This is a genomic window from Exiguobacterium sp. s129 (assembly GCF_018617585.1).
Lineage (GTDB): Bacteria > Bacillota > Bacilli > Exiguobacteriales > Exiguobacteriaceae > Exiguobacterium > Exiguobacterium aestuarii_A.
On the sequence record NZ_JACSKL010000006.1, the window covers coordinates 49,973 to 76,242 of the forward strand.

Annotated in this window: 30 protein-coding genes and 1 pseudogene; 24 read left to right on the top strand and 7 right to left on the bottom strand. The window is 46.9% G+C overall.

Features of this window, described 5'->3' with window-relative positions:
- Positions 1-5: 5 nt before the first annotated feature.
- A complete protein-coding gene (locus tag KNO92_RS08455) occupies positions 6-626 on the bottom strand; it encodes an NAD(P)-dependent oxidoreductase (protein WP_214760893.1) in 621 nt (206 codons plus the stop codon).
- 175 nt (positions 627-801) lie between these two features.
- Between KNO92_RS08455 and KNO92_RS08460 the strand changes: the two genes are divergently transcribed.
- The 5 genes and pseudogenes from KNO92_RS08460 to KNO92_RS08475 all read left to right on the top strand — a co-directional run bounded on the left by KNO92_RS08460 (position 802) and on the right by KNO92_RS08475 (position 4,721).
- Positions 802-1,893, top strand: a complete 1,092-nt coding sequence (locus tag KNO92_RS08460) for an FUSC family protein (RefSeq protein WP_214692333.1) — start codon at positions 802-804, stop codon at positions 1,891-1,893.
- A 68-nt stretch (positions 1,894-1,961) separates the two neighbouring features.
- Positions 1,962-2,138 (top strand): annotated as a pseudogene (locus KNO92_RS14970) (WGR domain-containing protein); the annotation flags it as partial.
- Between the two features lie 119 nt (positions 2,139-2,257).
- On the top strand, positions 2,258-2,632 hold the full coding sequence (locus KNO92_RS14975; protein ID WP_353047399.1) for a hypothetical protein: 375 nt from the start codon (positions 2,258-2,260) through the stop codon (positions 2,630-2,632).
- Positions 2,633-2,697: 65 nt separating this feature from the next.
- A complete protein-coding gene (locus tag KNO92_RS08470; RefSeq protein WP_214692337.1) occupies positions 2,698-3,225 on the top strand; it encodes a PH domain-containing protein in 528 nt (175 codons plus the stop codon).
- Positions 3,222-4,721, top strand: coding sequence for a PH domain-containing protein (locus KNO92_RS08475; protein ID WP_214692340.1), 1,500 nt, complete (start codon positions 3,222-3,224; stop codon positions 4,719-4,721). Before KNO92_RS08470 ends, KNO92_RS08475 begins: the two co-directional genes overlap by 4 nt.
- Before the next feature lie 212 nt (positions 4,722-4,933).
- On the opposite strand, the gene KNO92_RS14925 is transcribed toward KNO92_RS08475, so the two are convergent.
- Complete coding sequence (locus KNO92_RS14925; RefSeq protein ID WP_255349577.1) at positions 4,934-5,056, bottom strand: hypothetical protein; 123 nt, start codon at positions 5,054-5,056, stop codon at positions 4,934-4,936.
- Between the two features lie 282 nt (positions 5,057-5,338).
- On the opposite strand from KNO92_RS14925, the gene KNO92_RS08480 reads away from it, so the two are divergent.
- From KNO92_RS08480 to KNO92_RS08520, 9 genes are all read left to right on the top strand, one after another.
- Entirely contained in the window at positions 5,339-6,601 is a 1,263-nt protein-coding gene (locus tag KNO92_RS08480; RefSeq protein WP_214692341.1) for an NCS2 family permease, read from the top strand.
- Positions 6,602-6,706: 105 nt separating this feature from the next.
- Complete coding sequence (locus tag KNO92_RS08485; RefSeq protein ID WP_214692343.1) at positions 6,707-7,174, top strand: DinB family protein; 468 nt, start codon at positions 6,707-6,709, stop codon at positions 7,172-7,174.
- A 53-nt stretch (positions 7,175-7,227) separates the two neighbouring features.
- Complete coding sequence (locus tag KNO92_RS08490; protein WP_214692345.1) at positions 7,228-7,611, top strand: DUF3916 domain-containing protein; 384 nt, start codon at positions 7,228-7,230, stop codon at positions 7,609-7,611.
- A gap of 208 nt (positions 7,612-7,819) precedes the next feature.
- The gene (locus KNO92_RS08495; protein ID WP_214760896.1) at positions 7,820-8,593 is read left to right on the top strand and encodes a hypothetical protein; all 774 of its coding nucleotides are present in this window, start codon (positions 7,820-7,822) and stop codon (positions 8,591-8,593) included.
- Positions 8,590-9,513 carry an AAA family ATPase gene (locus KNO92_RS08500; RefSeq protein WP_214760898.1) on the top strand — a complete coding sequence of 308 codons (924 nt, stop codon included), beginning with the start codon at positions 8,590-8,592 and terminating at the stop codon, positions 9,511-9,513. Before KNO92_RS08495 ends, KNO92_RS08500 begins: the two co-directional genes overlap by 4 nt.
- A 2-nt stretch (positions 9,514-9,515) precedes the next feature.
- Positions 9,516-10,577, top strand: a complete 1,062-nt coding sequence (locus KNO92_RS08505; RefSeq protein WP_214760901.1) for a DUF58 domain-containing protein — start codon at positions 9,516-9,518, stop codon at positions 10,575-10,577.
- Positions 10,578-10,592: 15 nt separating this feature from the next.
- Positions 10,593-11,315, top strand: a complete 723-nt coding sequence (locus KNO92_RS08510) for a hypothetical protein (RefSeq protein ID WP_214760904.1) — start codon at positions 10,593-10,595, stop codon at positions 11,313-11,315.
- Positions 11,312-12,025 carry a hypothetical protein gene (locus KNO92_RS08515; RefSeq protein ID WP_214692354.1) on the top strand — a complete coding sequence of 238 codons (714 nt, stop codon included), beginning with the start codon at positions 11,312-11,314 and terminating at the stop codon, positions 12,023-12,025. The genes KNO92_RS08510 and KNO92_RS08515 overlap by 4 nt, the downstream gene beginning before the upstream one ends.
- A 105-nt stretch (positions 12,026-12,130) precedes the next feature.
- Entirely contained in the window at positions 12,131-12,682 is a 552-nt protein-coding gene (locus tag KNO92_RS08520; protein WP_214760906.1) for a suppressor of fused domain protein, read from the top strand.
- Between the two features lie 34 nt (positions 12,683-12,716).
- Here KNO92_RS08520 and KNO92_RS08525 read toward each other — a convergent pair whose 3' ends face one another.
- Positions 12,717-13,427 (bottom strand): GntR family transcriptional regulator, encoded by a 711-nt coding sequence (locus KNO92_RS08525; protein WP_214760908.1) that lies wholly within the window; start codon positions 13,425-13,427, stop codon positions 12,717-12,719.
- Positions 13,428-13,563: 136 nt separating this feature from the next.
- Between KNO92_RS08525 and bglA the strand changes: the two genes are divergently transcribed.
- The 7 genes from bglA to KNO92_RS08560 all read left to right on the top strand — a co-directional run bounded on the left by bglA (position 13,564) and on the right by KNO92_RS08560 (position 19,219).
- Positions 13,564-15,000: a 6-phospho-beta-glucosidase BglA gene (bglA, locus tag KNO92_RS08530; protein WP_214760910.1), complete on the top strand. Its 1,437-nt coding sequence runs from the start codon at positions 13,564-13,566 to the stop codon at positions 14,998-15,000.
- A gap of 92 nt (positions 15,001-15,092) precedes the next feature.
- On the top strand, positions 15,093-15,902 hold the full coding sequence (locus KNO92_RS08535) for an MBL fold metallo-hydrolase (protein ID WP_251127090.1): 810 nt from the start codon (positions 15,093-15,095) through the stop codon (positions 15,900-15,902).
- A 69-nt stretch (positions 15,903-15,971) separates the two neighbouring features.
- The gene (locus KNO92_RS08540) at positions 15,972-16,295 is read left to right on the top strand and encodes an ArsR/SmtB family transcription factor (protein ID WP_214692369.1); all 324 of its coding nucleotides are present in this window, start codon (positions 15,972-15,974) and stop codon (positions 16,293-16,295) included.
- Between the two features lie 88 nt (positions 16,296-16,383).
- Positions 16,384-17,208 (top strand): SDR family oxidoreductase, encoded by an 825-nt coding sequence (locus tag KNO92_RS08545; protein ID WP_214760916.1) that lies wholly within the window; start codon positions 16,384-16,386, stop codon positions 17,206-17,208.
- Between the two features lie 154 nt (positions 17,209-17,362).
- On the top strand, positions 17,363-17,587 hold the full coding sequence (locus tag KNO92_RS08550) for an excalibur calcium-binding domain-containing protein (RefSeq protein ID WP_483297452.1): 225 nt from the start codon (positions 17,363-17,365) through the stop codon (positions 17,585-17,587).
- 130 nt (positions 17,588-17,717) lie between these two features.
- Entirely contained in the window at positions 17,718-18,266 is a 549-nt protein-coding gene (locus KNO92_RS08555; RefSeq protein WP_214760921.1) for a helix-turn-helix domain-containing protein, read from the top strand.
- A complete protein-coding gene (locus KNO92_RS08560) occupies positions 18,266-19,219 on the top strand; it encodes an alpha/beta hydrolase (protein ID WP_214760923.1) in 954 nt (317 codons plus the stop codon). The genes KNO92_RS08555 and KNO92_RS08560 overlap by 1 nt, the downstream gene beginning before the upstream one ends.
- A 22-nt stretch (positions 19,220-19,241) precedes the next feature.
- Here the strand turns inward: KNO92_RS08560 and KNO92_RS08565 are convergent, their stop codons facing one another.
- Positions 19,242-20,093: an alpha/beta fold hydrolase gene (locus KNO92_RS08565; protein ID WP_214760926.1), complete on the bottom strand. Its 852-nt coding sequence runs from the start codon at positions 20,091-20,093 to the stop codon at positions 19,242-19,244.
- Positions 20,094-20,274: 181 nt separating this feature from the next.
- Between KNO92_RS08565 and KNO92_RS08570 the strand changes: the two genes are divergently transcribed.
- Positions 20,275-21,033, top strand: coding sequence for a glucose 1-dehydrogenase (locus KNO92_RS08570; protein ID WP_214760928.1), 759 nt, complete (start codon positions 20,275-20,277; stop codon positions 21,031-21,033).
- Positions 21,034-21,049: 16 nt separating this feature from the next.
- On the opposite strand, the gene KNO92_RS08575 is transcribed toward KNO92_RS08570, so the two are convergent.
- Positions 21,050-21,844: an AraC family transcriptional regulator gene (locus KNO92_RS08575; protein WP_214760930.1), complete on the bottom strand. Its 795-nt coding sequence runs from the start codon at positions 21,842-21,844 to the stop codon at positions 21,050-21,052.
- Positions 21,845-21,994: 150 nt separating this feature from the next.
- Positions 21,995-22,255, bottom strand: a complete 261-nt coding sequence (locus tag KNO92_RS08580; RefSeq protein WP_214749089.1) for a DUF1294 domain-containing protein — start codon at positions 22,253-22,255, stop codon at positions 21,995-21,997.
- Positions 22,256-22,463: 208 nt separating this feature from the next.
- Here KNO92_RS08580 and KNO92_RS08585 point away from each other — a divergent pair, with 208 nt between their 5' ends.
- Positions 22,464-23,246, top strand: coding sequence for a LysM peptidoglycan-binding and 3D domain-containing protein (locus KNO92_RS08585; protein WP_214692395.1), 783 nt, complete (start codon positions 22,464-22,466; stop codon positions 23,244-23,246).
- Positions 23,247-23,472: 226 nt separating this feature from the next.
- Here KNO92_RS08585 and KNO92_RS08590 read toward each other — a convergent pair whose 3' ends face one another.
- The gene (locus tag KNO92_RS08590) at positions 23,473-24,693 is read right to left on the bottom strand and encodes a cation:proton antiporter (RefSeq protein ID WP_214760932.1); all 1,221 of its coding nucleotides are present in this window, start codon (positions 24,691-24,693) and stop codon (positions 23,473-23,475) included.
- A 109-nt stretch (positions 24,694-24,802) separates the two neighbouring features.
- Here KNO92_RS08590 and cls point away from each other — a divergent pair, with 109 nt between their 5' ends.
- Positions 24,803-26,269, top strand: coding sequence for a cardiolipin synthase (gene cls / locus KNO92_RS08595; RefSeq protein WP_214760934.1), 1,467 nt, complete (start codon positions 24,803-24,805; stop codon positions 26,267-26,269).
- Position 26,270: the final 1 nt, after the last annotated feature.

Consider the following 26,270-nt stretch of genomic DNA (forward strand, 5'->3'; position numbering starts at 1 on the left):
CTAATTTATGATTCCGTCGTGATGCCGACACGATGTCCGACATATTCATCATTCGTTAAACAATCCAGCACCAACTCGGCGACATCGTCTCTCGAGATTGGACCTGATTGTTTCGTGCCTAACACTTCTTTTGAGACGATGATGTCTCCGCTCGATGGCTCATTGATCAGTTGAGTCGGACAGATGACTGTGAACGCCAATCCGGAGTCTCGTAATAATTCATAAGCCCGTGCATGATCCTCTGCTGCGGTTGTCATCGAACGCTTCGATTCTTTCGTTTCAAAGCGATAGTTGTCGCTGTCATGCGCCTGTAAGATGCCGGCGGTCCCGACAGTGATGATGCGTGTTACATCAAATTGTTTCATCACGTCAATCACGAGTGGTGTGAATGTAGACAATACGTTTTGTTTGTCCGTCCCTAACGCCGAGATGACGATGTCTGCAGATTGTACCGTTTCTAGGAGTGCTTCTTGGTCCGTCGCGTCTCCGATGATTTCGTTGACACCTTCCTTTGAATCCAACGAATGTCTCGTTAAGAGTTTGACGTTATGTCCTTGATTTAATAAACGCTCAAGTATCCGTTCCCCTGTACGGCCACTTCCGCCGAATAAAGCAATTGTTGACAAGTAAACCCCTCCCCATCAATATGAAAGAAATATCCAACGCCATCATAACACGGAAGCGTTCACAAAACTGCCTGAAATGGTTCGATTCTGCTTGAAAAGAATGTGGTACGTTTTAGAATTGAGGAAGAAGGCAAAAAATACATATGACAAGCGTAAGAGAGGAAGGCACCATCACATGAAATTTGGGGCTCGAACTATTAAGACCGGACTATCGGTCGCAATCGTTTTACTGATTGCCGAGGCGTTTCAGTTCCAACAGATCGTCGTCCCGGCACTCGCTGCGTCACTCGCGCTTCTCCCGTCTGTTTATCAGACCGGACTTCGCTTAATCGAAGAGATGAAAGGGAACTTGATTGGGGCACTGCTCTCCGTCGGATCTCTGTTGCTCACTCCGAATCCGACACCAATCGCTATCGGATTCGTCATCATCATCGCCATCTCCATCCTTTTGTTTTTAAATTTAGAATCGACGACACGGACCGTCATCTTGACGACGATTCTCATCATGGAAGGGGCAAGTCAGTCGGACATGCCGGTTTGGGTGTTTGCGGGTGAACGTTACTTACTCATCATGATGGGGATTACTGTTGCATTAATCGTAAACGCACTTTTGTTCCCACCTCGATATGAACGGAAACTGGAAGAGCAGGTGACTGAGGTATTTCAAATGGTCGTCCGGATCGCACGATTGTTTGCGGAAACGGAAGGCGGTCGTTCATCCTTTGAATCCTTGCCTGAGACGAAGAAGTTGCATAGTGATTCAAAACAAACATATGCCTATTTTGAAGAAGAAATTAAAGCGAATCGTTGGCTCGAGAAGAAGACTCCGATCTTCCGTCGTGCCGTCCTGAAGTCCAAGATGATTGAGACGAACCGAGCCGCGCTCCATGTCATCGAGAAACTCGATCATGATTTCCATACGATTGAACAACTTCCTCCACAATTGAGCGATGAGTTGTATCGCCACATTCGGCATTTATTGCGTCGACATGAGCGTCTGTTCTCAGCTTATGAGCTTGAGAACGAGCACCTCATCGACCGGGATGAGGATCTCATTCATGAAAACTTTGACTTTGCGAAGTTAATGATTGAGAGGATGCGAGAAGAAGAGGAAGAACTCATCCTCATTGTCGTGCCGCTCGTAGCGACGATGACCGACTGGGTCAAGGCAATGAATGAACTCGAACGCTACCTTGTGACGGAAATGAAGAAGCATGGAGATAACTTAAAAGTGGAACCACGTAAGAAATGGTTTTTTGAAGACTGAGAAACGGGCCGACATTCGGCTCGTTTTTTAAGAGAGTTAATCTTGTTATAGAAGAGAGGGCATTGAGTATGAAGAAGTCTTTTCAACACATCACAAAGTATTGGAACATCATCGTTATAGGTGATGAATTTGCTGTAAACTACGGAAAAATCGGGACAATCGGAAAGGTACAAGTAAAATCTTTTGAATCCGATTCGGAATGTATGAAAGAAGCAGAAAAACTTATTCGTCAAAAGTTGAGAAAAGGATATGTTGAATGCCCTTTTGATTGGGACAACCATATGTATGTGGATGACCCGGAAGTTGGACCGAGTTTTCTGACCTCTCATCCGAAGTATCAGGAATGTTTCAACGATGATTCTTTGTGGATTGTACGGAAGAATATGCTCCGTTCGGGAATGATGCTGGCGCCGATGCATTGGTTATGTACGAAGAAGTGCTCCGAAAGGATAGAGTCCTTTGTTATCTTTCATACGCTTACGCCTTAATTGAAAGTTGGATTGATCGAGATGTTTCCGGTCCAGAAGATTGGTCAACGTATGAATATGCCTATACATGTGATCAAGTCATCATCGCAGGTGCGTTTGCTTCCATAAAGATGACTGGAAAGCTGACAGGTAATTTGAAAATAACAGGATTAGCGGCCATCCATCGATTAAAACAAGCTTTCGAAATAGAGGATCAGTCTATGTTTGATAAGTTATATGCACGCTTGAGTACATTCCCGACCGAATCCTGAAACTTTTCGAGAAGAAACACGTATACAATAGAGACAGATACATATGAACGATAGGGGGATTCACCATGTCAGAAACAACACCGACACCAGAAGAAGGTGTCACACCACAACGAATCAGCGGAACGCTTCCGATTGAGGCACGGGCGGTCTTTCGATTATCGAGCGCGATTTTTTATCTCATCGGTCTCCTCATCACTGGAGCTCTCGTTGTCGCATCATACTGGTTCGACTGGCCGACTTGGCTACAGATTGGCTTTATCGTGCTACTTGTCATCGATGTCGTCTATAGCTTGATTGATCTCATCTGGTTCCAAAAGTGGAAACAGGAACGATTCACGTATGATGTCCAGCCGCTTGAGATCCGGATTCATCATGGAATCATCACGACACATGACGTACTCATCCCGATGACGAAGGTCCAATATGTTCATGCGGAACAAGGACCGCTTCTACGTAAATACGGGTTACAGACCATCACGATCGGAACAGCGGCCGGTTCACACGAAGTCTATGCGATCGAAGAATCATTCGCGAAAACACTCCGTGAGCAGATTGCCATCTATGCACGTATTGAAGAGGAGGATGTCGTATGACCGAGACCGCGTTAACATGGCATCGACTCCCGAGTCGCGTTTTGGTGCTGCGTATTCTCGAAGTCATCAAGTCGTTCGCCATTCCAATCGTCCTACTCTTTGTGCTTAACAACGACTGGGAATCGACTTTCGGCATCATCATCCGAGTCGGCATCCTACTCTTCCTATTACTCGACATTGTCCAGAAGTTCTTTGGGTGGTTAAACTTCCGATATGCACTGGATGAAAAGACTGTCTATGTGATCGAAGGGAACTGGTTGAAAAAAGAAAAATCGCTTCCACTCTATAAAATTCAAAGCGTTCATTCGAACAGTCCATTCCTCTATCGATTGCTTGGTGTCGTCGAATTGACGTTCGATACGAATGCCAACAGTGACGATGCATCATTCAAACTGGCTGGTGTCTTTCCGACTGAAGCGAAACGACTGGAAGAGATTCTCGAGCAAGTCCGGCATCGGAAACAGAATGCACAAACCGAAGACAATCCAGAAATGACAGATGCGACAACAGAACAGGTAGAGCCGTTACCTAGCCGTCTGTTATATGCCTTGTCCACGCGCGAAATCGTGTTGGCCTCCATCACGTCGCTCTCTGTCTTCGCCATCTTCCCGGTCGCTTCAACGATCATCTCTTCGATTGATGACTTCATCAATTTGGATGGGGCGTTCAACCAGGTCGAAGATTATGTGGTCCATGCGTCCATCATCGTCATCGGTCTTCTCGTCATCGGGGTGCTGATGCTGTCGGTCGTGATCGGCATGGTCATCAACTTCTTGAAATATGGGAACTTCCGACTCGAACGAAGAGGGGAGCGCATTCGCGTCGAAAAAGGATTATTGAACCGGAGTGCGAAAGAGATCCCGTATGAGAAGATTCAAGCGATTCGAATCAAAGAGACGTTCATCCGTCGCTGGTTCCATATCGTTGGAGTCGAACTTGTCGCAGCAGGGACGATGGATGAATTAAAGGACGAATCGTCAACGATTCTTCCGTTCGTTCGACGTGACCGTGCGATGCGAGTACTCCGTGAGCACTTCACGCACTTCACATGGTCGGATGAATTACATCGACTTCCGAAAAAGGCGTTAGGAATCAAATTCCTGCGAATCAGCTGGTTCGGCTTCATCTTATCAGGACTCGTGCTCTATTTCTTCCGAGATTATGCATGGTGGCTCCTTCTTTTATGGGCCATTATCATCGGAGGACGTGTGCTCAGTTACGTCACGACAAAATATGTCCGTACTGATCAATTCATTCAATTGCGGACGGGAGCGTTCAACGTCCGATCGTTCTTGACGGACAAACCACGGATCGAGCAGATTCAAGTGAAACAATCGCTCTTGCAACGTCGATTCGGACTTTGTACGGTACAGTTCTCGACTCGAGGAGGACTCCTATCCGTTGAGACAATTGACGACATTCCAAAAGAAGAAGCGGACGCGATGCTCGTCTGGTTCTCTCGTTATAACGAAATGAATGAAAAACGCTCAGGATAAAGTTTCCTGAGCGTTTGAATTATTTGTGATTTTCGTATCAAATGATGTTTCTCTTACTGAAAACGCGGATAAAGTATGGTATGATGCAAGTAGAAAGAGACCGGTGCTGGACACACCGACCTCTGGCTTACAGGCTCCCACTTTAAGAGTGGTCCCAGCCGCCACAATGGTTAGTGAATCAGAAAGTGACCCATCTCATTGCGCCGAGGGGGTCATTTTTTTGTGCGTTCAGACGTTGCACGATCGGATGTTCGGTGAATCACCAAGTGAACGATGATCGGAGCGAGGATTGGGATCATGACATAATCTCCAACCCAGGTCCAAAGTTGTTCCATCCGCACCACCGCCTTCCTCCATTGTGGACTTGGCGGCTGACCCCACTATTGCTGCGTTAACCTGCCCCTTCATTATAACAGATTCGTTCGTAAAATGGCGTTAAAAATAAGAACAAACGTTCTTGTTTTATAAAATGAATCTTTTGATGGAATCGGTCTCATATATGGGTCCAAAGAAGGAATTGAGTCGAATCGCTCTTGCTTGTTAGATGTCTGACAGGATATAATCAATCTCGTGTGTATACACGGGTGGGTGAGGGTGCCAATAAAGGATTGATTCCTATGGCAAAACAAACAGAATGGAAAACAGAAACATACGGGGGCGTGCTGAACTTTCTGGCGACAGCATACATCCCGGCCGTGCATGCGGCAATCTTGACACAAGCCGGACTCCCGTTCGAGGGGGCGCTCGTCGGAGCGATTTTGACAAGCATCATCGGGACGTTGATTGCGGGGTTCTTCAATCTTCCGCTACTCTTGTTACCGGGAATGGGGATTAACGCGCTTTTCACGTACACGCTCGTCTTACAGATGGGATTGAGCTGGCAAAGCGCGCTCGCCGTCTCGTTCGTCTCAGGTGTACTCGTCGTACTATTGACGGTCACCAAAGTGGCGAGGAAATTGGCGAATGCCTTTCCACCAATCATTCATGACGGATTGACGGTCGGTCTCGGCCTCTTCCTCATTTTGATCGGTCTTGAGGCGGCTGGAATTGTCTCAGGTGGGGGCGGGGCATTGCTCCACATCGGTGACCTCGGAGAGCGTAACGTCCAGGTGGCCTTTTTATCACTCTTCGTCGCCATCTTGTTGTTCTTGAAGATGGGGCCGAGTAGCTTCCTATGGACGATCGGTTTCGGTGTCGGTCTCAGCGCCTTGATGGGGACACTAGAGTGGACGGGAAGCTTCGCATTGTCACCATTCTTCGAGTCATTCGGCACGGTGTTTGGGAACATCTCGTTCGCGGAATCTGCGTCTCCGCTCTTCTTAGTCGCGGTAGGTGTACTGACGCTCGTCTTGTTGATTGAAAATATCAGCTTGATCCAGAATCAGACACGTGCAATCGACAAAGAAAAGGATGCGCCGAAAGGTCTCGTTGCACAAGGTCTGTCGACGATGGCCGGGGCCATGTTCGGGTCAAGCCCGACCGTCTCGACGGTCGAAGTGGCTGCCGGCATATCGGTCGGGGCACGAGGTGGGATTGCTTCATTCGTCACATCTGGATTGTACGTGGTATCGCTCTTATTGCTACCGCTCTTTGCAATCATCCCTGTGACGGCAATCGCACCGGTGTTGATTATCATCGGCATGATGATGTTCCAAAACGTGAAGCATTTGCCGCTCGATAACTGGGAACATGCCTTCCCGGCGATTCTCGTCATCATCATGATTCCGTTCACGTATTCCATCGTCGATGGGATCGGACTCGGGTTCATCGCGTACACGATGATTGTCTTGTTCAAAAAGGGCTACCGGTCACTCAGTCCGGTCGTCGGTGTCTTGACCGTATTGTTCTTAGTTTTCTTCTCATTACCAGTCTGGTTATAGAGACACGCACGGCATCGTTCATCTCGAACGATGCCGTTTTTTGATTTGAAAAGACTCGTTCGTGCTATAATCGCAGTAATTTGAATGGAACGGGGAGGGGATTGGATGCAAGTCATTCAAGAATTCGCATCGTACACAGAATGGCTCGATTCGTTAGAAAAGCTGAGTGAATCTGAGTGGAACAAACAGATCGACTCGGAGAAGTGGTCCATAAAGCAAATCGTCTTACATATCGCCCATTGGGACAATCATCTGTTGAATGTCATCATCCCATCGGTGAAGAACGGGGAAGGGATGATCTTTCCTGACTTTGACTCGTTCAACGCGCGAGCGACGAAAAGGGCGGAGAAGTTATCGGGTGACGTCGTGTTGAAGGAATCACTACAAAGTCGACGAGCACTCATCACTATGCTCGACTCCTTAAGTGAAGAAGCACTGACTTATGAAACGACAGCGAATGGCGTCTCACATGATCCTCATCAAGGTGTCCCATATTCACTATATGTGATTGTCAGAGAATTCATCGAGCATGACCGACAGCATATGAAGCAAGTCGAGTCGATCCTGAATTGAGACATCGGAAAGTGCGTGGTCTGAAACGAAAGTTAAGTCGTTTTCAGCGTAATATGCAAGAAAATCATTGCGATTTTCCAACTGAGTTTCATAATGGTTATTGGAATACCAAGATTCCGGTCGGACAAACCTTTTTATTGGCTATTCAACATAATGCCCAAATCAAACAGGCAATCATCCATATTCTGCTCTATGAAGCGAAACGACTAGCAAAGCGGCGTGTGGATGAGCGAATGCGAGTTGTCGTGTTACTGGACCTCCCTACATTGTGGAACTCTGAGCTTCTCGTGTTTCAAGATGAAGAGGTGCTACAAACGTTCATGCGGCGTGATTCATCCCATCAAAAATGGAGCCCAATCCCACATGTAAAAACGTTTATCAACCAATGGGACATTCGTAGCGACCAGGATATTCGCGTGTATGGATTTGAAGAATAGGTGTTCGACGAAGAGGATGAAGATAGAGAATAGTGGGAGCTCGTTCAATGAACGGCTTTTTCTTTTGTCTAAAAATAACTGAATATTCCGTTAAGGTGCATGGTATAATCCATATAATCCAATTTCCAAATAAAGGATTGAATCTATGAAGGGAGCCGTCACATCAGATGAAAACGATCAAACCGAATATACATAAGCGGAAACACCGATGAAACAAGCCAAAATGATCTTTGTGTCAGGAATTCTTTTCTCCTTGTTACTGGTCGCGCTCATCTCCTATTCCGGTCAACTTGGATACCGTTACTACCAATCATTAGATATCTCAGGAAGCGAGATTACGAGTTGGGTACTGGACTGTAGGGACAAACGAAAGCTATTTGGAATGATTGAAGTCGTTGATGTAGAACGATGGTGTATGAGTAATGCACCTATTGACGACAATGTAAGAGGAATCGATATGGGATCTAAAGGTGAAATTTCAAAAGACAAAGGTGGAACTCCAAGAGAGAAGGTTAATGACGAGTCACCTTCTTACGGAACCCCCTCATCAGAAGAGTCGAACAACGTCTCCTACCTCCCATACATGATTACCGCACTAATCATCTTGCTCGGATGGTGGCTTTGGAAGAGACGACGCCCATCGAAGAAACAAATCGAGGAGGGAGAGTTAGATATCGAGGATCACTCGCTAGTGACTTCTGACAACTTATCGGAGCAGATAAAGCGAGCACTCAATCCATTACCAGCCTCGGCTATTCGACAACAGTTGATTCAATTCGAGGCATCGTTACCTCCACATAAACGTCGCCGTCCGTATGAGACGTTGTCGACCTGGGCGAAACGAATCGAGCTTGATGCATCCCTACTTACCTATTTAGAGACGCGCTATGACGAAGGGGACATCTCACCACAGCGTGAGCGAGCATTCACCCAGCAACTTGATGAATACCTACTACGCACACAAAAGGAGTCGAACTCATGACCATCCGACACGTATTGGATCAATTAGACCGCATTTACCTTGGTAAACCAGAAATCACAAAATTATGTTGCACAGCCCTATTGGCGAACGGACATATTTTGCTAGAGGATGTGCCTGGGACGGGGAAGACGTTACTTGCGAAAAGCATCGCCAAAAGTTTTGAGGCAGACTTCGCTCGAATCCAGTTCACAGCCGACCTGCTGCCATCCGACATCATCGGTTCAGACTTCTTTAATATGCAGACCCAAACGTTCGAGAACCGTACCGGTCCCATCTTCACAAATATCTTACTCATCGATGAAGTGAACCGCGCTGTTCCCCGAACGCAATCCGCCTTGCTTGAAGCGATGGAAGAACGCCAAGTTTCCATCGGTGGCGTCACCTATCAACTACCGAGACCGTTTTTCGTCATCGCGACGCAAAACCCGATCGAGTCGGCGGGAACGTTCGCCCTACCAGACGCCCAACTCGACCGCTTCCTCATGTCCCTTCAAGTCGGATATCCAGGGGCAGATGAAGAGTGGAACTTGATTCTGCAGACGATTTCAAAGACGAGACATGTGGTACACGCCTTGATGACGAATGCCGCTTTCTTAGAAGCACAAGAAAATGTCGAGAGCGTGCGGATTCATGAAGATGTCGTCACTTATTTGCTCGCACTCATCCAAGAGACGAGGCAACATCCGTTAGTCGAAGTCGGGGCGAGCCCACGGGCGACGCTTGCGCTCGTCAAAGCCTCACAAGCTTATGCGTACTTGAACGACCGTCAATTCGTCACGCCTGAAGACGTCCAAGCCGTTGCGCCACACGTTCTCTCGCATCGATTGACCCTCACCCTTGAAGGTGATATCAAATCGACGAAGCGCCAAGTGCTAACGGACGTACTCGAGTCTGTAACTGTCCCCGTCGAAAAGGTGTAACGATGCGACAGGTCGAAATCAGTACACCGTCCATCCTTCAGGACCAACTCTGGCCGGCTTATGTCAGTCTCGGTCTCCTCACCATGTGGATGCCTTATGTATGGCCCATCGCTTATGTATGCGGAGCATTATTAATCGTCATGTTCATCCGGAAACGAATCATTCGAACACTTTCAAACGAAGTCTCATTTTCCATCCGGCAGAAAGAAGATCTCTTGTTCATCGATGATGAGACATCATGTATCGTCCGTATCGATGGGTATGAGCGAATCATTGCCCTTGGTGTTCCGCTATTGATTCGACTAGAGGGTAATGAACGGATGGTATTCGAGGACGGGTCACAGGCATACGACACAAGGATCGAAAAGGACATACATCTTGTGAGCGTCTCGGCTGTGAAGCGTGGACCTGCTTCGATTCATACGTGTGTGATGCGTGTCACGTTACCGTTTTATTTAGGTACTCTTTTTTTCACGGATGAGGAGATGGATATACCCTCATGGATTGTGTTACCTACCATCACGAAGTCACCAATCACCGAATCTCGCATGATTCGGATGGATGACCGTATCGTCAAGCACTCCCCGTTGAACGATCCGTTGATGATTCAAAGTGCAAAACGATATGAGAAGGAACCGGCTAAACAGATTGACTGGGTCGCCACTTCAAAGGTCGGTCATGTACAGGCAAAAGTGTTCGAACGACAAAATCTCGACACGTTCACGATTTCCCTTGATTTGAGCGGTCCGCTCGGGAACGGGCTACATGCGCAATATGAAGACTTGATTCAACAGACGGCCTATTTGGTTTCTTACTTGATCAAAAAAGACTGTAAAGTGGAGCTGTTAATCAACCGACTCGACAAAAACAATCAAGTCGACCGTGTTACACTGGGAGAAGGAAGAAAACAATTACGGCTCATTCTCGTCCGACTGGCGATGATTCATGAATCGAACGCATTTGTTGCGTCATCACGTTTCACTTCATATGTCAGTCGTCACAAACAGCCGCACGCCGAATTGATTCACATCAGTCATGCGATGCTGCTGAAATCTTCAGGGTGATGAAAGGAGAAACACATGCAACGAATGACGAGCTTACTCATAGGTTGTGTCGGACTGCTTGCAAGCACGACGACCGTATCAGCCGAGATGACTGAATCTTCGCCGGAACATTTTGCAGATGCATATTTCTATGACATTGTGATGGATCATATTCAGGAGGATGATCCGACTAATTATCATATGACGGACAGTGAGAACATCACGTTCGGTCCGTTGTTGGAGACGTATATCCCGTCATCCTCTTGCTACAAAACGGGGGAAACATGTACGTTCGTCCCAACAAAAGAATTTGTGGCGACCGTTTTTCAAGATGATGAACCGGTCAACGTGATCGGAACGTATGAACAATCAGCGGGTACATATGCGTTTTCAACGTTCGGTTCAGACAAAGAAACTCCGAAAGCGTTGATGGACGTACAAGGACATCTCGTGAAATACACAGAAAGGTCGGCATGGTTTGATTATGATGGGGACATGTTGGTGGCATTGACATCCTACTCAAAACAGATAATCAGTGGGGATGCAATTTCCACAAAGGACTTCCAAGCCTTATTGATCGAAGCGCATGAAAGTATTGAAGGGAATGTCGAAGAAGGGATGATGGATGGAGCGGGGGACTATTCGGATGAAGCAAAATCAAATAATCCAACATCGAATACCAACCGATTGATTGGTTTTGCAGTGTTAGCGATGTTGCCATTCGGATATTGGTTCCTTAAAAGACGAAAAACAGCATGATGTCAAAAGACTTATACAATCAACATGAACTACTAGAAATGGTGATCATTCCGAGTCATGCACTGAGAGAAGGAGAAGCAAACCGATTGATTTTTCGACATCTGAAAGATGAGGACTTTCCATTGCGCCTTGTACGTAAACGAACTGCGAAGGGTACGAGAAAACATCGCTTCTCTTTTGAACGTCAAGAAGAGCATGTGACGACCAAAACCATCAAGAATCGTGAGTCATTAGAATCGGAATTGACACTCTCTTCGAATGAAATCATCGTCCTACAAGGAGAGACAGATTGGATTCTGAGTTATTATGAGGACGGTTTGACGCTTCAAGGAAAGCAAGTGAGTCGTGTCGGAACAAAGGGAATAGCCAATTTCGAGGTATTTTTTGAATATGTGACGACAGGTGCGTTTCCAATCGAGGTATCATTTTGTTTAGATGGAACGTTCGGTCCTCGTGAAAACGTATATCGTTTCATGTTGCATGATGCAGATTGGAAGGCATTGATTGAAAACGAACTGTTGCCCAAGCTTCAAATTCCGAAAGCGAAAAATGTGTGGCAGTCCCTTTTCTTTCCGACAAACAATCAGACAATCGAATGGTTCACTGGTGAATTTCATCCAAACATCTTGGGAAACTTCGTTTTCGCCCACGATGCCCATGACACGTATTATTTCTTGGATCACGTGAATGGAGACATCAAAGTGTTTTGAATGACCCAACTAAAGAACAAGTGAGTTTGCGTCAATCGATTGAGTCCATCAAACTCAAAACCCGAAGCAAAAAGTACGCCAGTTATGAGAAAGCAGGGATGGAACATGAGCTATTTAGAACATCTAGAAAAACATTGTGGCACGTTCATCAGCGGGTTTGATATCCCTTACTTGCTAGAAGATGATGTCCAAATCATCGAACTTGAAGAAGAGTCCTCTAAAATCACGAGTATTTCGACATTAGGACTGCATTGGCATGCACTTCAATTCGAAAATGGTTCAACCGCTCACCAGGAGTTGCTGTTCCGATTCAATCAACAGCATGCCAAAGAGGAGTTTGTTGAATTGATGTGGCAGCTGACCGATTATGCGCTAGGAACGCACCAGGCGTTCGAGTTGGGCGAACTCTACGAACTGCCAGAGGAAGTGCTTAAACAATATTCATTTTCTTCGGTCTATGTGACCGCTCCTTTTTACTCAGATGAGTCGTTCATCACATATGAGAACGAGGAGCAGAGCGTCCTAGTCGTCTGGTTTGTACCGATTTACCCTTCAGAAGAGCTGTTCATCGAAGAACACGGAACCGAACGGTTTGACGAACTCCTATATGAGACTGATCGCGAGTTATTCGACTTGAACCGAAAAGAACTTGTCTAACGAACATCCCCTCATGCGCGCATGAGGGGATTCTTTACATATAGGGGCCGTTCGCTTGGACGACGAACTGCGAGTGCTCGTAATGATACGTGATGCGTGAGTAGTCGAACGGTTTTCCATTCGAAAGATGGAAGATCGTCTCAATGCGGAGCGTTGGATCATGCTCATGCAATCCGAGGTGGCCTGCTTCCACATCCGTCAATCGACCTACCTGTAAGTACATGTCAGAAAAACCAATCGTGACACCGAGCGCACTTTGGACGTAATCGAAAATGGAGTCGGCCACAATCTCTCGATTCAAGTAAGGGACGATGGCTTTTACGTAATACGATTCTTCATGACAAAGTACTTCCCCGTCCACATACCTTACCCGTTCGACACGGTATACATCGTCTGTTACGTCAATCCCGAGATTTTCGGCCACCAACGCATCTGGTTTCATAACAGACACGTCGAGTACATCAGAGGTCAAGATATGATCTCCAAGGTTACTCTTGAATCCTTGAGTGGAAAAGAGACTCATATAACCGGGACGATTATGGCGTCTGACGAAAATGCCGCTACCACGGAGTTGAAAGATGATGCCTTTTCGTTCGAGCAGTTCCAACGCTTTCGTGATCGTACTCTTACTCACGGCATATTGACTCATCATCTGCTCAAGGACAGGTAGCTTATCACCTTGTTTTAAATTCTGTTCATGAATGTATTGTTCTATTTCATTCGCGATTTGTTGGTATTTTAACATGGTCATTCCTCACTTTTTCGTCACTTCTTGTATTATATCATGAAAAAACAAGATTGTTTCATTGTATCAACCTTGTTAAATTGTACCGGTACAATTATACTTGACGTGTATGATTCATCAGAAGGAGGAATAGAGGATGAAGACGTTACCGAAAGATTTTCTATGGGGAGGCGCACTCGCCGCCCATCAATTCGAAGGTGGTTGGGACGCTGACGGAAAAGGACCGAGCGTCGTCGACGTCTTGACAGTAGGCGCACACGGTGTCGCTCGTCGGATCACGGACAAGGTTGAGCCGAACGAATTCTACCCAAACCATGAGGCGATTGATTTCTATCATCGTTATAAAGAAGATGTGGCGCTTTTTGCCGAGATGGGCTTGAAGTGTCTACGCACCTCAATCGGATGGAGTCGCATCTTCCCGAACGGTGATGATGCAGAACCGAACGAGGCGGGTCTTCAATTTTATGATGATTTGTTCGATGAGTTACTCAAACATGACATCGAACCGATCATCACACTCTCGCATTTCGAGATGCCGCTCCATCTTGCCCGGGAATATGGTGGCTTCCGAAATCGTGAAGTCGTCGAGCATTTCGTCCGTTTTGCAGAGGTCTGCTTCGACCGTTACAAAGACAAGGTCAAGTATTGGATGACGTTTAACGAGATCAACAACAAGATGGACGTCAACAACCCGCTTTTCTTATGGACGAATTCGGGTGTACTTCTAGAAGAAGGGGAGAACGCGCGTGAAGTCATGTATCAGACGGGACACCATGAACTGATTGCGAGCGCCCTCGCCGTCGCCAAAGGGAAAGCCATCAATCCGGACTTTGAGATTGGGGCCATGGTCTCTCACGTTCCGATCTATCCATATTCATCGAACCCAGACGACGTTATGTTGGCCGAAGAGATGATGCGCCAACGCTATTTCTTCCCGGACGTACAAGTACGTGGATTCTATCCGAATTACGCGTTGAACGAGTTCGAGCGCGAAGGGTACAACATCCCGATCCTTGAAGGAGACGAAGAAATCCTCCAGAACGGAAAGGTCGATTATCTCGGCTTCAGCTACTATATGTCGACGACCGTCAAAAGTGACGTCGTCGCGGACAATCGTGGGGATATCGTGAACGGTGGTCTGCCGAACGGCGTTGAGAACCCGTACATCCAGTCGAGTGACTGGGGCTGGGCCATCGATCCGGTCGGTCTCCGTTATGTGCTCAATCGTCTGTATGACCGCTATCAAATTCCACTCTTCATCGTGGAAAACGGATTCGGTGCCGTCGATGAGATTGTCGACGGGAAGATTCATGACGCGGCCCGAATCGATTATTTGAAGGCACATATCGAACAATTGAAGCACGCCGTCCTCTATGACGGGGTCGACTTGATCGGGTACACGCCTTGGGGCATCATCGACATCGTCTCATTCACGACGGGAGAGATGAAGAAACGGTACGGGATGATTTACGTGGACCGTGACAATGAAGGGAACGGGTCGATGGAGCGGATGAAGAAAGACTCGTTCGACTGGTATAAACGGGTCATCGCAACGAATGGGGAAGAACTGTAATTGAAACAGGGGGCAAAGAACTGTGAAATGTATGCAGGTCTTTGCCCTTTTTCGCTATAATAAAGAAAATTGAGAGTAAGGAGGGAAGAATGATGCAAGTGAAGCAACATGGACCAGTGACCGCAGTTTGCGCCAAAGTAAAGAACGGTCCATTCGAGATGTCGATGTATGTGTATTATCTCGATGGGATGATCATCGATACCGGGACGCGTACGATGCTCCCCGCTCTCCAATCCTTTTATGAGTCGGTTCCGATTGACCTCGTTAGCATCACACACCCACATGAAGACCACATCGGGACGGCCGCATGGCTCGAACAAACGTATCGCGTGCCAATCTACATACATGAATCTGCCAGAGACATGTGCATAACGGGGCTAGATATCCCCGCTTATCGGGCACGCTTCTCCGGTGACCCGGAACCGTTCCGGCCGATCGCCTATCACGACAATCAGATCACATCAGAACATCATACCTATCAGGTGATTCATACACCCGGTCATGAACCGAATCACGTCGTCTTATATGACGAGGAGAACGGTCGACTGTTTTCAGGTGATTTGTTCGTTCATCCGTATCCAAAGGTTATGATTCCAGAGGAGTCAGTCCCTGAACAGATCCGTTCGCTCAAGCGTGTCCTGTCCCTCGATTTTGAGGAAGTGTACTGCCAGCATGCCGGGCGTCTCGAACAGGGAAGGGAGCAATTAACCAAAAAGCTCGATTATCTAGAACGTTTGACCGATGACGTGTTAACCAAAACCGCTGCGGGCTATACGATTGACGATATCAACGCTCACCTTTTCCCTGACCCGTCGCCGCTCGTCCAAATCTCCAAGCGGGATTATGACTCTAGACATATGATTTCAAGTATTCTTCGGGAAGTCTATGAACAACTTCGTTGACAGAAGGCGAATCACCTAGTATTCTGAATACATGATTAAACGTTTAAACTTTTAAACGGAGTGATGAATATGAAACAACCAGATACAACACCCGAGGCGTCGCTATCTTTATTTGAAGATGCAATCCCATTGTTTCAAGTATTAGCCGACGTCAATCGTCAACGTATCATCGTCGAGATCGCCAGACATGAGCGCTTGAACGTCAATCAGATTGATGAAAAGATCGAGTTGTCTAGACCGGCCATTTCGCATCACCTCAAACTGTTGCGGCAAGCAGGGATCGTCTCTTCCGAGAAAATCGGGACAGAGAACTTTTACTTCTTGACCCTCGAGGATGCGGTCGGACTGCTCAAAGCACTGACACGTGCAATTGAAGATGAATGTATCTTATGACCTTTCTTTTTGGAAACAAAGAGAAAGGCTTCTTTTTCACTAATTAGTTTAAAAGTTTAAACATATAAACGTTAAAAGGAGAATGAATATGAATCAGAAACAAACCATTGTCATCACAGGAGCGTCAAGCGGGATTGGTCGAGCGACCGTCGAACTGTTCAGCAAACGAGGCTGGCATGTCGCCGCGACGATGCGAAGTCCTGAAGAACATCAAGAACTGTCCAACCTAAAAGGAGTCTCGCTCTATCAGCTAGATGTGACGAACGAATCGAGCATTCTTGACGCCTTCGAGCAAATCGTCTCGGATCACGGCACAATCGATGTGTTATTGAATAATGCCGGGTACGGAGCGGTCGGGATTTTTGAAGAAGCCTCTTCTGAACAGATTCAGCGTCAGTTTGATACGAACGTCTTCGGGGTCATGAACGTGATCCGAGCATCTCTTCCGTATTTCCGCAAACAGCGGAGCGGATGTATTGTGACCGTGTCTTCGGTCGGTGGTCAAATCACATTCCCAATCTATAGTCTGTATCATAGTTCAAAATGGGCGATCGAAGGGTTCATCGAATCGCTTCAGTTTGAACTGGCACCGTTTAATATCGACATGAAATTGATTGAACCAGGACCAATCAAGACAGACTTTTATGGTCGTTCCCAGGAACTCGTCCGTGACCAACCGCTCGACGTATATGATAACTATACGGAAGTCGCGCTCCATAACACGAATGCCGCTGGTGCGAACGCTGAAGGCCCGGAGGTCGTCGCCGAGACGATTTGGCGTGCAGCGATCGACCGGAAGAAGCGTCTCCGCTATCCATCGGGTAAACAGGCAGGACTGTTGATCGCGCTGAAGCGTTATCTGCCGAACCAAGTGTTCTTCTCTATCGTGCGACGTGTCGTAGAGAAAAACTAACAACAAGTATCTGTTTCGAACTTCATCAGTGTTAAAAAAGAATTTTTTCATCCACTCATTCAATGATAAATATCACACAAATTCACCCGATATAACTTGTAAGAGGAGGGGTTTGATGAAAAAAGTCTCACTGGCACTATCGACGTTCATTCTAATGATTGGATTAACGGTAACACCGACAGAGTCGGTCGATGCTGCTGCGAAACGCTTCAAAAACTGCACGGAGATGAACAAAGTGTATAAAGGGGGCGTGGCCAAATCGAAGACGACCAAAAACAAAGGTGGAAAGACGCGTTATAAACCTTATGTCAATAAAGCCTTATATGACGCGAATCAATCAAAAGACCGCGACAAAGACGGAATCGCCTGTGAACGGTGATCATAAATCATGCATCGAATCAGCCGCCATACGAGGGCGGCTTTTTGTATGGACATAGACAACGATTCGACCACATGATATTATCATAAATAATAACATTATCAAATATGACAACATTGAGGTGGAATCGATGAATCAAGACGTTTTAAAAAGTTTATTGAACCCGATTCGCATGAAAATCTTTCAACACGTTCTGATGAATGAAGGAGTCACGACCGGAGACTTAGCAAAAGCACTTCCCGATGTTCCTCAAGCGAGCCTCTATCGCCATATCAACAAAATGGTACAAGACGAGATTTTATCTGTCATGAGCGAAAATAAAGTTCGCGGGGTGTATGAGAAAGTGTATGCGATTCAAAACAATCCGTTGACCAGTATCAACAAGATTGTCGAGGAGGAAGACCGAGAACAACTGTATATGGTCTGTTACACGTTTGCGATGTCACTGCTCATGGATTTTGGGAACTATCTGAAGCGCGACTCGATTGACCTCCCAGAAGACAAAGTCGGATTCCGAAGCATCCCGCTCTACCTATCCGATGCCGAAAGTGACCGATTCTTGAGAGGTCTTTATGACTTATTAGAAGATGTGTTGGACCATGAGCCATCCGAAGAACGCACGTTACGAAAGTTCTCGTATGCGTTCATGCCGGTCGAAGTAAAAGGAGGAGATGAATGATGTATAAGCAAGAACAGGTATTCATTCAAGGAGAATCAACCATCGCGGCTACAATGACGATTCCACATGATGGCCAGTCGCCCTTTCCTGCTATCGTCCTCATCGGGGGGACCGGTGGATTGGACCGCGACGGGAATGGGACAGGATTCAAGTCGAATCTGTATAAAGACCTGGCAGAATGGCTGACGACGCAACGGTTCGCCACGTTACGTTTTGACAAACGTGGCATCGGCAAGAGTGGGGGAGATCGGAATACCGTCGGTCTGTCAGGGCTCGTGGACGACGTGGCAACGATCATCCGTTATCTGAAATCGCTTGACCATGTCTCACAAGACATATTGTTGCTCGGTCATAGTGAAGGATGTATCGTCGCGACGCTCGCTGCTGAACGCGAGTCAGTTTCCGCCCTCATCCTGATGTCCGGTGCCGGTGTGGCCTTGAAGACGAGCATGCAGGAACAGGCGCACTTCTTACTCGATGAAGTAAAGCGTACGAAAGGAATCAAAGGAAAACTACTCCGACTCAGCTTGAACGAGAAGTCGGTCATCGGAAAGCAACAAAAACTGTTCGAACGTGTCACAGCGACGGACCAGGATACGATGCGAATCCAACTGATGAAATTCCCTGCCAAATGGTTACGTGAGCACCTTGCGTATACGGATGAGTCGCTCCGGGATCGCTTGGTTCAGTTGAATGTACCGACACTTGCACTGACCGGAGATCAAGATGTTCAAACGGACGTCCATCATCTTGACGAGCTCGATGCTCTTCACGCGGAACATGTCGAGGTACAAAAGATTAGAAACATGGACCATATGTTGAAACATTTCGACGGGGAGATGAGCATTCTGGACGTGAAAAAACAATATCGTGCACAACTTAAGGAGCCGCTCCATCCCGAACTACAACACCAGCTCCACGAATGGCTTATACGCCACAACTGGATATCATGATAAAGAAGAAGGCAGCGGAGAATTATCCGTTGCCTTCTTCTGTACGTAAGAACCGCTCAACGAATTCCATCGAGAAATGACGACTCCACTGGACGAAGTGCCCGCCTGGGACGGCAATCAATTGCACAGAGGGATGAAGTTCCCGTTCCGCTCGTTTGATATGCCGGAGCGTCCGTTTCGCCTCATTCAAATCAATACCTGTGAAGTCCGCATAATAGAGTTGCGTCGGCACTTTGACCCGTCGAAGCAAATCCTTAAAGTCCAGTCCGTCGTATCCGAACAGTAAATGTAGGCCACCGGTCGACAGACGAGCGGGCTGTTCGAAAGCTGTTCGAATCATCGGTGTTGATTCTACTCCGATCCGTCGACAGAACAATTGGAACCGTTCCTCGGAAAATACGGAATCACTTTTGTTCATGCGAGTTTCAATACAGTTCATGAGGCGCATAGGTGAACTGTGATAAAGCAGTCGCAAAAGGGGGAAAGCGAATCCGAATATGCCATATTCACGAAAAGGAATCATGGCATTCGGTTTATGACCTTGGTCGAGGAGAATCAACCGTCTGACCTGGTCTGGGTAATGGACCGCGTAAGCAAGCGCGATGGCCCCGCCCATCGAATGTCCGATCAACCGAATGGACTCCAATTGTCGTGAAGTTCGATACGCTTCGATCCAATCCGCGAGTACTTTGGAGGTCGCATATGTATGTAGTCCTTCACTCTCACCAAAACCAGGTAAATCTAACAGATGGATTTCAAATTGTTTATGTAAGACTTCGACAAACTGTTGTCCTTGAGACCCGGTAAATCCGCCACCGGGAAGAAATAGGATAGGGTCGCCTTCACCGTGGATGGTTGCCTTGAATTGTCGCACATCATCTCTCCTCTATTAATAGTGGTTTCCATATAAGTATAAAGATGATTGGAAATCAATTGAAGAAATTTCGCCATCTTTCTCACGATGTTCGTGAACAAATGAGGGTATAACATAGTGATAGGTAGCTTTCTATCATCACGCATCATATATGCTCTTATGTTTAAAGGAGGAATGATGGATGAAACTTTCGGGGAAAACAGCAATCGTCACCGGGGCCGGCTCTGGTATGGGGCGGGCCATCGCTAAACTCTTCGCGAAGGAAGGCGCGCGGGTCGTCGCATTCGACATGAATGAAGATTCTGTGCAGGCGGTGGTCGAAGAGATTAAGACAGGAGGCGGGGATGTCGTCGGTATCGCTGGTAACGTGACGAATCAAACGGATATCGACCGTCTCGTCGATACGGCAAAGGAAACGTTCGGGTCGGTCGACATTCTCGTCAATAATGCGGGCATCATGGACAACTTTATGACGGTGGGGGAAGTGACGGATGAACTATGGGACCGGGTCCTTGCTGTCAATTTGACCGGACCGATGAAATTAGCCCGTGCCGCCATTCAAGTAATGGAGAAACAAGATAGTGGCGGGGTCATCATCAACAATGCGTCTGTCGGAGGATTGTTCGGTACTCGCGGTGGCGCAGCGTATGTGGCATCGAAACACGCCTTGATCGGGTTGACGAAAAATATCGCAGCGACCCATGGGACACTCGGTAAGATTCGCGCAAATGCCATCGCGCCGGGTGGTGTCAACACGAATATCGGTTCGACCATCACCGCTCCGAGCGAACTCGGGATGCGTGCCATCCAAGGTGCGGGGGAAGCACCGATGGGTGAACCCGAACAAATCGCGAACGTCGCGCTCTTTTTAGCATCGGACGATTCAAGTTTTGTAAATGGAGATGTACTGAAAGCGGATGGCGGTTGGACGGCAAGATAAACGAAAAGAGCCGAAATCATTCGGCTCTTTTCGTTTGGTATTTTTTTCGATAGGCGAGCGGGGTGATCGTATGATGTGCTTTAAATGTCTGGACGAAGTGACTGACACTTGAGTAGCTGAGGCGATTGGCGATGTCAGCAACCGATTCAGTCGAATCCTTTAATAGGACTACGGCCCGGTCCATTCGTTTAACTTGAACATACGCAAGCGGGGAGGTGTTCCCGAACGTTGTAAACAGCCGACAACATTCACTGCGACTTACATTACCCGCAGTCGCGATTTGTGCTAACGATAGTTTATCTTCAAGCTGTAAATGAATATATGCTAGCATGTTTCGAAGACTCTCTAGTTTTTTCTCGTTATTCATTCCCTGGCCATCTTGCTGAATCCAATAACGCCAGATCACCGCACATTGCAGTGTCGCATCCATCCGTTTAAGCGGTCCGTCTACCTGCAAATGGTTAACGACTTGTTCAATCGTATGAACGATGGAGCGGTGTGTTCGTTCTCTCTTTAAGATATGTATGGACTTGTCGCCTGCAAGATATGGCGTTACATATTCTTCGGACAATCTAGGGTGGAACAGCTCATATGGATCAAATTCAAGTTTGACGATTTGCGAAGTCTCTTCCATCCGTTGTACGACATAGCTTTGTCCAGATGCCAACAGGATGCTTTCTTTTGAAGCAAGTTTTATATTCTCCCCGTTCACCCGAATATCGACAATCCCTGATTCAATCAATAGTATCGTGAACTGATTCGTGATGGTAAATGTGGAAGCCCCTTGACTTGTCAGTATCGTCCTCTTCAAAGTGATGCTCTCCTCAGTTCGGTAATTTTCCGATATTTCGTTTCGTTTTTAACGGTTAAAATACTTTGATTTCTCCAAAAACAGGGACGATTTCAACATTTTCCTCATCCCCGTAATCTTAATCATGGTTGTGTTTCTTCTATATAATGCTTAAAAGATGAGCCACCCTGTAAAAGCCGCGTGGACGAGAATGGCAACAGGTACCCCAATCCGGAATTTAGGCTTCAATGTCTTATGTCGGAAGATGCGCATTGCCAAATAAGCACCGAATGCCCCACCAATCCATGCCATCGTCAATAACGTACGCTCCGAAATGCGCCAAGCTCCGACGCGAGACCGTCGTTTATCGACAAAAAATGACACAAACGCTAGTAAATTAGTCACAATGTAATATAGCAGTAATAGTTCCAAAGACCAAAACCTCCTTATTTCTCTCTTTATTATATCTTAAAACGGCTCTACAAAGCCGTTTTCATGGATTAAAACAATTTTCTGAATCCTCTCATCCCCATGAATTGTTCTGTAAATGAACTGATATGACTCTCATATCGTCCTGTAATCGCTGTGAAATATAGAGGTGTTACAGTAAGGGGGCGTTAGAAAAGGGAGGAATATTCTTATGAAAAAACCACTATTGACACTAACGGCACTCGCTGGCCTTAGTTTAGGAGTCGCTGCTCCAGCTTCGGCAGCATCAACACACACAGTTCAGTCTGGAGATACACTCTATCGTATCGCCGTGAACAACAACGTCTCTGTAAACGACATTAAACAAGCGAACGGCTTAAACTCAAATATGATTTACCCGAACCAAGTCTTGAAACTTGGAAAGGCAGAAGCAAAAGCTTCTACTGCATCTAAAACGTATACAGTTAAATCAGGTGATACACTTTATCGTATCGCATTGAACCACGGGATCTCTGTTAATCAATTGATGACTTGGAACGGTCTTGATTCAGATCTTATTTTCCCAGGACAAGAGTTCGCCGTGAAAGGTGCAGCAGCTGCATCGGTAGCGAATGATGCGAAAACATCAGCACCGAAGACATCAACATCAGCACCAGTAACAAAAACAGCATCGTCTACAACGCAAACCCAAGCTCCGGCTTCAGGTAAGACAATGACTGTTGAAGCAACAGCTTATACACCATACTGTGCTGGATGTTCTGGTATTACAGCGACAGGTATCGACGTTCGTTCGAACCCTAACCAAAAAGTCATCGCGGTCGACCCTTCTGTCATTCCGCTCGGCTCTAAAGTATGGGTTGAAGGATACGGAGAAGCAATCGCAGGAGACACTGGTGGTGCCATCAAAGGTAACAAAATTGATATCTTGATGCCGACACAAGAGCAAGCGCTCAACTTCGGTCGCAAGTCAATCACAATCAAAGTCTTGAACTAATTCAAGCTCATCAAAGACACTGCCATCGGGCGGTGTCTTTTTTGTGCCTAGCCCTTTTCCCAAGGATTCTTCACTTTCGTCAAACCTAAACGTTTAGCGAGCGGCTTAATCGTCAATCCATGCAAGGCGAAGCGCTCAACTTCGGTCGCAAGTCAATCACAATCAAAGTCTTGAACTAATTCAAGCTCATCAAAGACACTGCCATCGGGCGGTGTCTTTTTTGTGCCTAGCCCTTTTCCCAAGGATTCTTCACTTTCGTCAAACCTAAACGTTTAGCGAGCGGCTTAATCGTCAATCCATGCAAGGCGACCGAGATAACGACGAGACCGAGCGTGGTCGGGAGCATCCGTTCTGCGTCTTCAATCCCCAGTTCAGTGATTTCTTGTGCAAAAAATGCTGTCACCGTCATGGCGACGATCCCACGTGGGGCAATCCAACTGATGAGCGCCCGCTCTTTCGTCGTCAAAGGGGAGCCGAGTAAGGAGGTTTGCACCGAGACGGGGCGGACGATAAACAAAATTGCTAGAATCGACAAGAGAAGCGGCCAGTCGAAGATGGCAAGTAAACTGTCGCGGGTCAAACTGGCGGTTAGGATAATGAATACCGTCGAAACGAGCAAAATGGAGATGTTCTCTTTGAATTCGCGGAGCTGTTTCAAAATGTAGAGATGTCCATGTTTAGAGTTCGCCATTGTCAACCCCATCGCCGTCACGGCCAACAGTCCGACTTCATGCATGACCCATTCACTGATGGAGTAGACAAGAAGGACTCCGGAGAACGTCAACGTCGTCCGTAAATATTCTGGGACTTTCTCATTTCCGAACAAGCGGATGAGTAAATGTCCGACGGCAATCCCGAAAGCGACGGCGACGATACAGGACCAAAAGAACGGTAGATGGCTCGCGAGTCCGTCATTTTGATAAAAGATGAAGCCAATCCGTACGACGAAGAGACCCATCAATGCACCGAGTGGATCGACAATAATCCCTTCCCACTTCAACACTTTCGAAGGTCGAACCGATAAGTTTGCTTGACGTAATAACGGGATGATCACGGTCGGTCCCGTCACGACGAAGATGGCACCCAGTGTGAAAGCCGGTAACCAATGAAACTCTCCAATCCAAATCAATAAGATGGAGGTCAGGATAAACGAAATGAAGACACCGACGGTAACGAGACGAAAAATTGGCTTTCTTAAATCATCAATCTCTTTAAACTCGAGACTGAGACTACCTTCAAATAAGATAAGCGCCACGGCGATCGAGATGAGTGGGCTATATAAATCACCCAATATCGAGTCTGGATCTAACCATCCGAAAATCGGACCAACCAGGATACCCGCAACCGTCATGATCAAGATGGCCGGGAAGTCAAAACGCCATGCAATCAACTGTGAAAGTGCGCCGATGAGGACAAGCAAGCTGAATCCGATCATCATGTCTTCCATAAATATCCTCCATTCCATTACTTCTTCATATATGTATACCCACATCATGAAAAACATCTGCTAAGATTGCCCGATTTCGGGTAAGAATTGAAGGAAAGGGAGGGATACGATGGAAGTAACAATCGGACTCATCATCGTCATCATGACATGGCTCATCTTATTACTTAACCTCACGTTCGCTGTCACCATCATCTTTTTTGAGAGGCGGGATATCGGTACGACGTGGGCATGGCTGCTCGTTCTCTTCTTCTTACCACTTATCGGCTTCTTCGTGTACATCTTCTTCGGCCGATTGATCAAATCTCAAAACTTTTATGAAGTGGAAGAAGAGAAACGCGAAGCGTATCACCACCACGTCGAAGAACAACTCGATCAACTTGACCGTTCGCTCGCCCCGTTCAATCATCCGATTCTTTTGAAATATCGTCGGCTTGCTCGTCTGAACCTCGTGTCGACGAATGCACTGATGTCATTTCATAACGATATCACCGTCCTGCACGACGGAACGGAAAAATTTGAGCAGATGTTTCAAGACATCGAGCGCGCGACGAAAGAAGTCAATATTCAATATTACATCATCCAAAACGACCCGCTCGGTCAGTCGCTCATTCGTCTGTTAACGGAGAAGGCGAAACAAGGGGTGCGCATTCGTCTCCTTTATGATGCTGTCGGATCGAGAGGATTAAGACATAAACACTTTAAGGATCTACTCGCTCACGGAGGAGAAGTCAAATCGTTCTTCCCGTCCAAACTCGGCATCAATTTCCGCGTCAACAATCGAAATCACCGAAAACTCTGTATCATCGACGGTGAACTCGGTTATATCGGAGGTTTTAACGTCGGGGATGAATACCTTGGTAAAGATGAGCACTTCGGCTATTGGCGTGACGTTCACTTACGAATCTCTGGCGACGCCGTGAAAGAATTATTAGAACGGTTCATCTTAGACTGGAATCGCTCGGTCCCGACGAAAACGAAAGCACGGAAAAACGACTTTGTCTGGCCGACCGAGGGAATCTCACATCATGCTTCACCGGTTCAAATCGTGACCTCAGGACCGAATTCCTCGACGGAGCACCTGAAGAACATGCTCGTCAAAATGATCACACAGTCAAAAGATTGTATCTATATTCAGACACCATACTTCATTCCGGATGCGAGCTTCCTTGATGCCTGTCGGATTGCTCTCATGGCAGGTACCAAAATCAAGCTGATGATTCCAAATAAGCCGGACCATATGTTTGTCTACTGGGCGACTTATGCGAATGCGGCGGAACTCGTACGCTACGGGGCCGAGGTCTTTACGTACGAAGAAGGATTCCTCCATGCGAAGACGCTCGTAATTGACGGAGAGGTCGCTTCCATCGGGACCACGAATATCGATGCGCGAAGCTTCCGTCTCAACTTTGAAATCTCAGCACTCGTCTTCGATCGAGATGTTGCACAGTCCGTCATCGATGCATTCGAACGGGACGAATCTCGTGCCGAAAAGTTGACGATCGAACGATACGAGTCGAGGACCCGTTGGATTCGCTTCAAAGAGAGCGTGTCACGCCTGCTCAGCCCGATCCTATAAC